This window comes from Limnospira indica PCC 8005 (assembly GCF_000973065.1).
In the GTDB taxonomy this organism is placed as follows: Bacteria; Cyanobacteriota; Cyanobacteriia; order Cyanobacteriales; family Microcoleaceae; genus Limnospira; species Limnospira fusiformis.
Window position 1 is genome coordinate 2829051 of the sequence record NZ_FO818640.1, and the last position, 12808, is coordinate 2841858.

General features: G+C 44.5%; 7 protein-coding genes. 4 read left to right on the plus strand and 3 right to left on the minus strand.

Annotated elements, in window-relative coordinates; translation table 11 throughout:
- Positions 1-3573 carry a sensor domain-containing protein gene (locus XZ46_RS12285; RefSeq protein WP_008050792.1) on the minus strand — a complete coding sequence of 1191 codons (3573 nt, stop codon included), beginning with the start codon at positions 3571-3573 and terminating at the stop codon, positions 1-3.
- 306 nt (positions 3574-3879) lie between these two features.
- Between XZ46_RS12285 and XZ46_RS12290 the strand changes: the two genes are divergently transcribed.
- From XZ46_RS12290 to XZ46_RS12300, 3 genes are all read left to right on the plus strand, one after another.
- The gene (locus XZ46_RS12290) at positions 3880-5907 is read left to right on the plus strand and encodes an amylo-alpha-1,6-glucosidase (RefSeq protein ID WP_008050795.1); all 2028 of its coding nucleotides are present in this window, start codon (positions 3880-3882) and stop codon (positions 5905-5907) included.
- Positions 5908-6029: 122 nt separating this feature from the next.
- On the plus strand, positions 6030-8216 hold the full coding sequence (locus XZ46_RS12295; RefSeq protein ID WP_008050798.1) for a serine/threonine phosphatase: 2187 nt from the start codon (positions 6030-6032) through the stop codon (positions 8214-8216).
- A gap of 8 nt (positions 8217-8224) precedes the next feature.
- Positions 8225-9478 carry a protein kinase domain-containing protein gene (locus tag XZ46_RS12300; protein ID WP_006625661.1) on the plus strand — a complete coding sequence of 418 codons (1254 nt, stop codon included), beginning with the start codon at positions 8225-8227 and terminating at the stop codon, positions 9476-9478.
- A gap of 14 nt (positions 9479-9492) precedes the next feature.
- Here XZ46_RS12300 and XZ46_RS12305 read toward each other — a convergent pair whose 3' ends face one another.
- Positions 9493-9711, minus strand: coding sequence for a DUF4327 family protein (locus XZ46_RS12305; RefSeq protein WP_006618883.1), 219 nt, complete (start codon positions 9709-9711; stop codon positions 9493-9495).
- Between the two features lie 841 nt (positions 9712-10552).
- Here XZ46_RS12305 and XZ46_RS12310 point away from each other — a divergent pair.
- Positions 10553-11878, plus strand: a complete 1326-nt coding sequence (locus tag XZ46_RS12310; protein ID WP_228116545.1) for a serine/threonine-protein kinase — start codon at positions 10553-10555, stop codon at positions 11876-11878.
- Positions 11879-11886: 8 nt separating this feature from the next.
- On the opposite strand, the gene XZ46_RS29355 is transcribed toward XZ46_RS12310, so the two are convergent.
- Positions 11887-12504 (minus strand): DUF928 domain-containing protein, encoded by a 618-nt coding sequence (locus XZ46_RS29355; protein WP_071829339.1) that lies wholly within the window; start codon positions 12502-12504, stop codon positions 11887-11889.
- Positions 12505-12808: the final 304 nt, after the last annotated feature.

A 12808-nucleotide genomic window follows, 5' to 3' on the forward strand; every position in this document is an offset into this window, starting at 1 on the left:
TTAAAATTGGGCAGGTAGTGGTAATCCCCTTTGATCATGGTTTAATAATGCTTCTACCGCTTGACAATTGAGGGGACGGAAGAAAAAATAACCCTGTCCATATTTACACTTAAAATTCTGTAAATGGTGGAGTTGTTCGGCAGTTTCAATACCTTCGGCGATCGCATCCATCTTCAGACTTTCAGCCAAAGCCACAATGACCCGGACAATTTCCCGCTTATCCTCACCTTCGGGAATTTGACTAACAAATGAGCGGTCAATTTTGAGGATATCTACTGGGAATTTATGCAGATAACCCAACGAACAGTAACCTGTACCAAAGTCATCAATACAAATTTTGATTTGTTGTTGTTTGAGTTGTTGTAAAGTGGCGATCGCTAATTCCGGGTCATTCATAATCGCCGTTTCTGTAATCTCTAATTTTAACTCCGAACCCGCCACCCCCGTCTCAACTAAAATCTTGCTAATGCGCCGACTTAAATCATTAGTAAATTGCTGAGAAGACAGGTTAACACTCATCATCAAATTAGAATAAACCGCAAATTTCTCTTTCCATTCGCTTAACTGAAAACAAGCCTGTCGCAATACCCATTCCCCAATATCAACAATTAAACCCGCTTCCTCAGCTATGGGGATAAACTCAGCCGGGGATATCAAACCCTCTTGGGGGTGGTCCCAACGCAATAAAGCCTCAAATCCTGCAATAGTCCCCGTCGATAGTTCAATAATAGGTTGATAGTTCAGCTCAAACTGTTGTTCTTGTAACGCTAAACGTAGCTGGGTTTGCAGGTATAAGCGCCGCAGAGCATTGGTTCGCATCGTCGAGTCAAAAACCACATAACAGCCTTTTCCTTGCCTTTTAGCGCGATACATGGCCGTATCTGCATCTCTTAATACCTCTGGAGAACTTTGATAATTAGAGTTACCCTCAACAATACCAATACTCGCACCCGTAAAAATCTGATTTTTTTCGAGGAATATCGGCAATTTTAAGGATTCCTGAATCCTTTCCGCCACATCGATCGCCTCTTGAATATCCCTAATATTTTCTAATAAAATCGTGAACTCATCCCCTCCCAATCGTGCGAGGATATGTGAATCCACAGAATCTGTAAGCCGCTTACTAACCTCGATTAGCAGTTGGTCGCCGATGGCGTGTCCGAGGCTATCATTAATAAATTGGAACCCATCCAGGTCTAAGAACAGAATAGCAAATTGATAATTATCTAGGGTCTTACACTTTCTAATAGAATCATCTAATTTATCTAGGAAAAATGCCCGATTCCATAAATCGGTAAGAGAGTCATGGGAGGCGCTATGACGCAGTTTAGCTTCCGTTTCTTTCAGGTGGGTAATTTCCATAATTGACCCTTCATAGTAAAGCACACGGTTATGGCGATCGCTATAAATAGCCCGCGCATTTTGCCAGATCCAAATTGCTTCACCATCCCGCCGATAAACTTGGGCTTCAAAATTAGAAACTGAACCCCGAGTTTGTAAAAGATTAATAAACCTATTATAAGTTTCCGGATCAGCATAAACATTCTTAATTTGGCTACCCCTAACCAACAGTTGTTGTTGAGAGTCATAGCCCAAGATTTGAGCTAAAGCCGGGTTAGCACTAATATACTTTCCTTGTAGGTCAATTTGAAAAATTCCCTCTAAAGCATTTTCAAAAATATCTCGATATTTCTCCTCTGCTTGCTTCCGTTGAAATACCGAACCCAATTGCATAGCCACTGAAGACACCAGTTTAACTAAGCGATTATCTTGTTCGCGCGGCATTGACATCAAAAACACTAACACCGCCAACACCCGATTATCTGCTAAAATCGGCACACCCAACCCCGCTTTAAACCCATATTGTTTAATCAGAGAATAGCGGGAAAAATTAGCCTGAGATTCCTCAGAAATATCTCGATCCCATTCCGGTTCTTGACCAGCCCATACCCTCCCGGCTAAACCATCATTTACACCCAGTAAAAACTTTTTACTCTGTTCATAAAAACCCGCGAAATCTGGTTTTTCTTGATAGCTAACTAAACTATATTCCAGATGAGTTTGTTCAGGGTTAGGAATCCATGCTTCCCCAAATTCCCAGCTTGTGGTTTGACAAAGAAGATCTAAAGCCACTGCTAAAGCTGAGTCAAAATCTACGGCGATGCTGACAGCGTGGGTAATTTGTTGAAGTAGTTGGAGTTCTTCATCGGCGCGTTTGCGATCGGTAATATCTAAACCAGCCCCCACAAAATATTCATATTCATCTGTTTCTTTATTAAAAACCGCACGACCATACCATTCTACAATAATTTCGCGATCGTCTTTCGTGATCATAGTTTCTTCCGTGCGTATGGGGAGGCGACGATTAATCATTAATTCAAATACCCAGGGCGCTGATTTTCCCTCTTCCTTCGGCACAAATGTGGCGCTGTAGTTCATCCCTTCCACTTCCTCTTGCTTATAGCCTAGAGTATTCAGCATCGAGGGATTCATGAATTTGACTTTTCCTTCCACATCTAGGACTATAAAAAAAGCCGGATTAGCTTCTAGTAAGGTTTGGGTAAAGTTTTTTTCTTTAATTAATTCCGCCTCCGCTTTATGGCGTTCCCAGATTTCTTGGCTAATTTGATTAGTTAGGGGACGTATAATCACCACTAAACAGGCTGTTCCCACCATGATAAATAGCATCATCGTTCCCGATAATAGTAAAATCTGGCGATAAACTGGGCTGTAGAGTTGCCGTTTCTTTTCACCCAGAATTAATGATGCTTCCAAATTGCGAATCGGACTGTAGGCGATGAAAGCATCACAGGAATTACACCATAGCCCCCCCGTTTGATTTCCGCGTTGGTAATTTCTTTTGATAATTTCTAAAATATCCGTTTGTTGACTCAGTGCCGATATTACCTGATTTGGTTGATTATAGTCAATCAAAATAGGCTTCAATTCATGATTATTTAAAATCGCCAATTCTAAGTAATTTGAATGATAAAAAGTGGCTTTTTGTCTGATTTTTTGGCGCAGATGTGATAAATTAAATAAAAATAAATGGCTGCCGTTAAATGTCCCATGCTTCTCAATCAGAATATGGGGAATATTATCAATTTCAAAGGGACCGATAATATCTCCTGTTACCGTAGAAATTTTATGCTTATTTAAAAATTCTATTGGTATGGATTGACCTACTGCTAAAATTACCGTTTTTTGCTCATTTATATAGGCAATTCCCGTCAGATAATCCCCCAATAAATCTTGCCACATTTCGCGGGTATTTTCTAGGGCTTGCGGAGAAATATCGGTTAGTACCTCAGCATTAATGGTTCTACCAATGCCTGGTTTTTGACTTATTTTTAATGATTTATCTAAATATTCATCAATCAAGTTATTAATAATTGATACACTGTTTTGACTCTCAAAAATAAGTTGTTTTTCCTTATTGTTTTTAAGTCGATTATATAGAGGAATTAAACTCAGGATAGCAATAACTGTACTAATCAATAGTAAACCGAGGGCAGAACCATTGATGATTGATGATTTAATTTTTTGTGTTTTTAGACCCGACTTCTCCTGCATATATTCCCCAAAAGTTAATGATTATCAAAGGTTAAAAATGAACTGAGGTATAAAAAAGCACAATCCTAAGTTTTTAGGGTACTGTCAAAGGTCGAAACAACAGAGCTTATACATAATACATTTCCCCAATCAGTAGGAACATTAACCATCCAGATTATGGTGGGTATACTAATAACCACACCAGATATGGTCTAGGTAAGTTATATTATTACTCATTACATGGGCATCTGAATTAATTTAATTTTTCTTTAAAGATAGATTATAATACATTTAAGTAATCTACACCACAGAAATTCAAGATAGAACATGGTTTTAGCATTTGGTCGAGAAATTTGCAATTATCTGAACTCAAGTGAATGTCGAGAGTGGTTAATCACTAATGGTATTGGGGGTTATGGTGCGGGGACGGTCAGCGGACTGTTGACCCGCCGTTATCATGGATTAATGATAGCGGCTTTAAATCCTCCTCTCAATCGAACCCTGTTATTAACCAAGTTAGATGAAACAGTGAGCTATGATGAGCAATTTTTTCCAATTTATACAAATAGGTGGGCTGACGGCAAAGTAGATCCCGAAGGTTTCAAGCATATTCAACACTTCAGACTAGAGGGGACTATTCCCGTGTGGGACTTTGCTTGTGGAGATGCTTTGCTAGAAAAACGAATATGGATGAAACCAGGTGAAAATACAACCTATGTCCAATATACCTTACTCCGGGCTACAAAAGCGATAAGTTTGTCGCTCAAAGCGATGGTCAATCATCGGGATCACCACTACAATACTCATGCCAATCATGGGAATAACTGTCAGATGGATATTAAATCCAGATCACAAGGGGTAGAGATTCGATTATTCCCGGATACTAGCCCCCTATATCTGTTCACCCAGGGAAGTGGGGAGGAAGAGGTAATGATTTCTACGCCGGGTAATCCTTGGTACTATGGATATGATTTGGCAATAGAACGTTACCGAGGGATGGACTGGACGGAAGACCACCTCCATGCTTGTACTTTACACACAACTTTGACACCGGGTAGCGCGGTAACTGTGATTGCCAGCACCAAAGCTGATCCCAATCTGGATATGATGACGGAGTTAGAGGCAAAGCGCCAAAAAGACGGCATCTTATTGGAGTATAAGTCACCCGCACCACAGACACCAGATTGGATAACTCAACTGATACTAGCTGCAGATCAGTTTATAGTCGATCGCACTCTAAAAGACGGAACCCCAGGAAAAACTATCATTGCTGGTTATCCCTGGTTTGGAGATTGGGGACGAGACACGATGATCTCGCTACCCGGTTTGACCCTATCTACCGGACGCGCAGATATTGCTCGCACGATTTTACAAACCTTTTCCCATTATGTTGATCGCGGAATGTTGCCCAACCGATTCCCAGAAGTAGGCGAGACCCCAGACTATAACACGGTCGATGCCACCCTCTGGTATTTTGAAGCCATCCGCGCCTATTTCGACCATACCCTAGATATTAACTTATTAGCAGAACTTTTCCCGGTCTTAGATTCGATGATCCATTGGCATCATCAAGGGACCCGCTATAATATCAAAGTTGATCCAGAAGACGGACTACTCTATGCAGGAGAACCCGGTTCACAACTAACCTGGATGGATGCGAAAGTAGGCGATTGGGTAGTCACACCACGAGTCGGTAAACCCATCGAAGTTAATGCCCTGTGGTACCATGCCCTACAGGTAATGATCCGCATTGCCAAAATATTAGATAAACCCAGTCAGGACTATGAAACCTGGGCAAAAAAAACGGCCCACGGCTTCTCCCGATTCTGGAATCAACAGGCAGGCTACTGTTATGATGTTCTGGACACTCCCGACGGGGACGATCGCTCCCTGCGACCTAATCAAATTTTCGCCATATCTCTGTCTCAATTAGGGAAAGTCGGCTATAGTTCCCTACTCACGCCGCCACAACAACGTCAGGTAGTAGATATCTGTAGCCAGAAACTGCTAACATCTTATGGTCTTCGCAGTCTGTCGCCGGAAGATGCGAAATATCAGGGTGTCTATGGTGGTGATGTGTTACAACGGGATGGAGCCTATCATCAGGGAACTGTTTGGGGATGGCTACTAGGCCCCTTTGCATTGGCTCATTTTCGGGTCTACGGCGCGCGCTCTCAAGCACAGTCATTTTTAGCACCCATGGCAGATCACCTCAATGCTCATGGACTCGGCACCCTCAGCGAAATTTTTGACGGCGATCCCCCCATGTCTCCGCGCGGATGTTTTGCTCAAGCCTGGACGGTTGCAGAAGTTCTCAGAGCCTGGTTTGAGTTAGAATCTAATCAAGGAGCCTGATTTAGGGTCGCCAACCCACTTCTGCTGAACTTAGCGAGGGTCGGAAAAATCCGGCGCTAACTTTCGGGTTAGTGTCGGGAATATGTCAAAATGGAAATAATTGCGCGCGGGGAACCCCAAAAATGCTTGTTTGTCCCCAATGTCAGTTTGAAAACCCAGACCATCATAAATTTTGCCAAAGCTGTGGCACATCTTTGAGTTTTCTGTTTTGTCCTCAGTGTAGCTGCGAAGTTTCCCTTGATCAGCTAAATTGTTGGAACTGTGGGGCTAAAACTGGGAAGGTGTGGCAGGCGGTTATATTGTGCCAGAAGCCAGCTCAGGAATCGCCACCCCAAGAAATACCCCCAAACTTGGCGGCTACAGATAACTTTGATCACCTCATGGGTGGAGTTGATGGCGTTCAGGATCAGATGTCCTCAAATTGGGATGTGATCACTACTCTATCTGCTGCTGAGGTGACATCAACAGAGTCTAGTCTGATGTTAGCTCAGGACTATGATACGGATTCGGTTTTGGAGACGGTAGGGGATGATTCTATGGCTGTGTCACTCTCTGATGAGCATGAGGAGGAGGGATTATTGCAGATGTCTAATGCTGAACAGATCGGAGATCGGGATTTGCTCTCGACGGATACGGAATTATCCCCCCCCTCGACTTCTATGGCTGAAGTTGATACGTCTGAAGAAGCTACTGTGGTGGATAAACCGGTTTATTTGGATTCCCAAGGACGATATAAACTGCTAGAACCCCGAGTGAGTTTACAGTTGGGGGAAATGGCAAGGGTCCCGGTGTTGGATTGTAAACCTTTGCAGGTCTCTCCCCTGGAGGCTTTGCAGTTGACTCCCGATGATCCCCAAAATAGGTCGGCTTTGCTAATTCCGGCGGCGCAAGTGTATTGGGATTTATACTATAGCTACCCCCAACATTTTCCCAAGGTCCATGATGCCTGGGAAGAAGCAGATCAGGCGATCGTGTTGTTGCCAGATTGTTCGGATTTGCCGGATTTTGAACAAAAGTGGCACGATATCCAGACTCCACTTCAACAAATTGTGGCTTGGTTACAACAGATGGCGCAACTCTGGGAAGTTCTCGAGCCTGGTCACTATCGCCAAAGTTTATTGCGGTTGGATAATTTGGCAATTTCTGGCACTGCTCCCGGCAGTTTATTTATTAAACAACTTTATGCTGATGACCCGGAAAAATTGCCGACTTTGGGGGATTTGGGACAACTTTGGCAAAGTCTATTTAAATTATCTGGACGGACTTTGATGGGTTCGATTACCCAAATGTTGCGGGATCTACGGGAGAGCAAATTGGAAGGGGTTGAACAATTACGCTTAAAGTTAGATGAAATTATGGCAGGACTGACACCACCAGAGCAACGGACAACAGAACCTCAGCGATCGTCTGTAACTCGTCTACAGACAGATGTGCCGATTACAGGATCTTCAGGGCAAATTGGAGATGCACCAACGGTTCCTAGGTTGCCTCAGTTGTTGGATTTACAGGCTTGTGGTCGTACAGACGTGGGAAAAGAGCGATCGCAAAATGAGGACTGCTTTGGTCTGCAAACTTTGTTAGAGCGTCAGGAAATCCCCGGTAGTCAGACTCTCTATGCTCGTGGTTTATATATCATAAGTGATGGTATGGGTGGACACGCGGGGGGAGAGGTGGCTAGTCGCATGGCTGTACATAGCCTGAAAGAATATTTTCAGACTCACTGGGCTGATAGTGATAGTTTACCCTCGGAACAATTAATCTTAAATGCGATCGCTGAGGCTAATGAGGCTATCTATAGGGTTAATATGCAGGGGACTCGTTCTGGTAGTGGTCGCATGGGAACTACTTTGGTATTAGTGATTGTAGCTAATACTCAGGTGGCGATCGCTCATGTGGGAGATAGTCGCCTTTACAGTTTTACCCGCAGTCAAGGTTTGCGACAAATGACTGTTGATCACGAAGTCGGACAGCGGGAAATTGCTAGGGGTGTAGACCCAGAAATCGCCTACACCCGTCCTGACGCTTATCAACTTACCCAAGCCTTGGGACCTAGGGATAGCAAGTATTTAAAACCAGATGTCAGATTTTGGGATATCACTGAGGATACTTTGCTACTGCTGGCTTCTGATGGGTTGACAGATAATGATTTAGTCGAAACCTATTGTCACACTCATATCCAACCTTTGATTGATTCTCAAGTTAGTTTAGATCGGGGAGTTGATGGCTTGATTGATTTAGCTAACGAACACAACGGCCATGACAACATTACCGCGATCGCTATTCGAGTCCTAGCGCATCACAGAGACTAACTCTAATTATGTCCGATATCTTGACATTGACCCTACTTGATGGCACTCGAACCAACCCCATTCAACAATGGCGGTTTCAAACGGAGCCTTTAGTTAAAATTGGTCGCGCTCCCGATAATCACGTCGTGGTTGTCGATCCCTTGGTTTCTCGATACCATCTCGATTTACAAAGATCTACTACTACCCAAAATTCTCGGTGGATGTTCAATAGCCGGGGAACTAATGGCACTTTTGTTAATGGTATTTTAGCGACCCAGGGACCTTTGACTGATGGCGCTTTATTAGAATTGGCTAAGGGTGGACCCTTACTGAAGGTCGCCATTGAACAACCTCCACCGCCTCCCCCTGTGGTTATTAATAAACCTAATTGTAATCATGATGGTAATCTACCAGATAGTCTATTCTGTATTCACTGCGGCTGGCCAATCAAGATTGAACGGAGTATCCGAACTTATCAGATTTTGCGAACCGTTGGTCAGGGAGGTATGGGAACCACCTCTTTAGCCTGGGATAGCAATAATAGCAAGGCTAATGCGCCTCAGACTCATTCCGGAAAGCCAATCCCCATTTTGGTGGTACTCAAGGAGATGAATGCAGATATGGCTAAGATAGCTAAGGCGCAAGAATTGTTTGAACGGGAGGCTAGAACTCTTAAATCCCTTAATCATCAGGGAGTCCCCAAGTTTTATGACTTTTTTGTGGATGGGGGTAAAAAGTATTTAGTTATGGAGATGATTCACGGTCAGGATCTGGAAAAACAAGTTGATCAAAGTGGACCCCTAACGCCGACAATGGCGATTAAATACATGATCCAAGCCTGTGAAGTTTTGGATTATCTCCATACCCAACAACCCCCTATCATCCACCGGGATATTAAACCGGCTAACCTGATGGTGCGCCATCGCGATCGCCGGATTATTGTCCTCGATTTTGGCGCGGTTAAGGAAATTGGTACCCCCCTAGAAACCCGTATTGGGGCGGAAGGTTATAGCGCACCAGAACAGGATAGGGGACAGCCACTCACTCAGTCGGATTTATATGCGATCGGTGCGACTTTGATTTTTTTATTGACTGGTGAGAGTCCCCTAAATTATATCGGGAAACAAGACCAAGAATACGGATTTGATCTCGATCGCATTCCCACTATTGCCCCGGACTTACGCGAGGTAATTAAACGGGTAACTAAATATACCCCTCGCGATCGCTATCAGACCGCGACAGACTTGGCTGATGCCCTCGCTAAATGCTTACCAAAATGTTAACGCTTCACAGAGTTTTATTCTTCATCCCAAACATCAACAGCCAACAGTTCACTAATCGGATCTTGCATGGAAAAACCGAATTCAATCAGTTCTGCTTTCCAATACTTCCACTTATCCCCAAATAGCAGTGCTATTTTCCACAGGCTATCTTCAGGCTTAACAATGTCAGACTTCACTAGGGAATGCACCTGACGCTGAAACTTATCCATCGGGTGTATAACCTTTTGGCTCATAATACCTCTTCAATTTTTGAAATCTTAAAGAACTTTTCGGGTTTTCCCCTCACGCGATGTCGCACCGATGCCTAAATTATCCGCATTTTTGGGGGAAGAGACCTCCTGATTATGTACAATAGCATACTTTCCAAAAAATGTCTAACTTTTTTTTCCACGTAAAACTCCTGGGAGGGTTGGAAGCTCCGTGATTGATCACGGAGAGGAAAACCGACTCAAGCGGCTGACCGCCGCCAGCACCCCTTTGCGGGGTGGAGGGGTATGGTTGCCCCTCCATGGAGCTATGGTTGGCTCCGACTCCCTTGCGGGGTAATGTTTGCGCTTGCGCTAACGCGCACGCTGCGCGAACGCCAATGTTCAGAGTCGGTACTATCCAAATCGCACGTCCTTAACCCCTTAGAGATGTTTAACGATTCGGTTCATGAGCCTGGAACTAGCACGCATTCCAGGGTAGGAACTTTAACTCTTGCTCTGAACGGAGCCAGTTAAGGCTATAGCTGGTCAGCTACCTGAAAGGGGGGCACGAAGCCCCCGTGCTTCAGCCGGGGGTGCTGACCCACGCGAAATGGTGAGTTGAACGGGAAAACCTAATTTAGCTACCCATAGTAGCAGAACGCCTTAGCTAAGACAAGATATGATCGGCAGATCCGGGAATATGACGAACTACAAGCTGTCACGCTTAGAGAATCAGCACGATCGCAGCCAGCCAGTTGGTTTGAGGAAAAACCCTGTGATGCTGAGTAAAGTTGCACCTTGGCATCTGTGCTAAAGCCATTATACCCATAAAGTGAAATTAATGCAATCGGTGCGTTTCCTCGTTCAACTTTACCCGGTCCCGACTATGTTAAATCCATTAGACTCCCCACCCAACCCTACTGTCATCCTGAATAACCGTTACGAGATCCTATTGGCGATCGCCAGCGGTGGCTTTGGCGAAACCTTTTTGGCGGAGGACAACCAAATGCCCTCTCGCCGCCGTTGTGCCATCAAACGCTTAAAACCGAAAGCTGATGACCCGAACGTTCATCATATCATCACGGAACGTTTTAGGCGCGAGGCGACAGTCTTAGAAAAATTAGGAGAAATTAGCGATCGCATTCCTAGCCTGTATGCTTATTTAGAAGAAGACGGCCAGTTTTACTTAGTCCAGGAGTGGATAGAAGGAGAAATTCTGACCAGTCGCATACAGCAACAGGGGTCGATGTCGGAAACCCAAGTCCGGGATCTTTTGTTAAACCTGCTACCAGTCCTCCACACCATCCACAGCCATGGTCTAATTCACCGAGACATCAAGCCAGACAATATCATCCTGCAACCTCCCCACTACAAACCAGTTTTGATTGACTTTGGCGCGGTTAAAGAGATTATGGGGACTGTGTTAAACTCTCGCGGTAATCCCACCCCGTCGATGGTCATTGGTACACCGGGATTTATGGCCTCTGAACAGGCGACGGGACACCCGTTTTTTGCCAGTGATTTGTTCAGTCTGGGAGTCACTGCTATTTATATGTTGACGGGGAAAACCCCCCAGGAGTTAGCCATCGATGAAAACACGGCGCAAATTCAATGGCGGCACTTAGTCCCAACGGTGAACCCAGAATTTGCGGATATTTTAGATCGCGCCACTCGCTTTCACCCTAGCGATCGCTTTTCTGATGCTCAAGAAATGCTGACCGCCTTAGAAGGATTATCCCATCCCATAGCATCGACGGAAATTTCTGTTCCCCCTTCGACAGTCATTTTTCCCAAAGCCACCTCACCGAAGCCACCCCAACGGCGACCCGATTGGCAAATCCCGGCTATAGTAGGTGTGATCTTAGGGATTCTCGCCGGTTTAGGATTGACCATATTTTGGCATTCGCAGTCAGAACCCAAGGAATCGGAAGCGATCGCCGAAACCTATCAACTACCCCTATCATTTTATTTTATTGGGGATTCTGCCTTTTATAGTCCCCACCAAGCGGAAAATAAGCGTCATTCTCTGTTGGAGGACGGCTACACCCAGGCTGATTTTTTCTGGTCAGCCAACTATAGCAACCTATCGAGCCATAATTCCTACCAAGTCTATAGCAAGTGGTTTGAGACTCAAGACGACTGCGAAGCCGCTTTAAAAGAGTATCATCAATATAACCCCAATTCTTATTGTGGATTTGCGACTAAACTTTAACCCCCTGTTCAAAACTCCCCATTCTCGATTATCGATTTTGGCAAATCTATCGCTCCCAATAATTCTTGCCAATCTTCTCGGTAAATGGGATTTTCCGGTTGTTCTTCTCGGAACTTCATCACCAGAGTTAACAGGTCGAACCAGATACTGTTGGCTGCATAAACTAGAGCCAAATCTCGACCGGATTTGTCTCGGATTTGTGCTTGTAAATCCTGGTCAAGTTCCCGTTTTAAGACTTCACCCCTGACGACTAAATCCCCAGTGCGATCGCTCGGTTCGCAAATAATTGACAAACGCCAATAGTAGTTAGTTTCGGTTTCCTCCAAATAAATATCTTCCGGGAGAGTGACTGCTATCAGTCCGGGGTTGACAGTTAAGCTAAATTCAACCAGGCGGTTTTTCCGAGGGTCTTGTAGTTCAAATTCCGCCGACCAGGATGAATCTTTAGATGCCGTTAAGTAAAACCAAAATTTCGGGTGCGCCGATAGGGTATAGCCCCAATTTTGGGTAGGAACTAAAGCGGTGATTTGGGTGTTTCTGGTGCAGTTTCCCCGCGCTCCAGCGCTACTGCTGCGATCGCCTGGTCTACCGCGATCTGGGAGTTGAAAATTGAGAGATTCTCTGATATTATCAGAGGTATGCGGTGCTGTATAATGCTGGGTTTACCGACTATCGAAAACCCGGAAAACAGAGGTATTTAATGCCAAGAGTAGGGCGAAAATCCCCACAAAAATTGTGTTTAAAAAAATCATAAAAACGGTTTATGGCGCGGGGGAAAAACCCCAAAATTCTATTCCCTCGTGGTCTAAATATAGTGGTTATGCTTCCAGTTTCTGAGTACCGGTTTTTTGAGGATGATTGCCCTCAGGGCAAAACCTAATCCAGAGGTAACCAGAGGTATCCAATACCCTACCAGAAAGCTGACAAAAC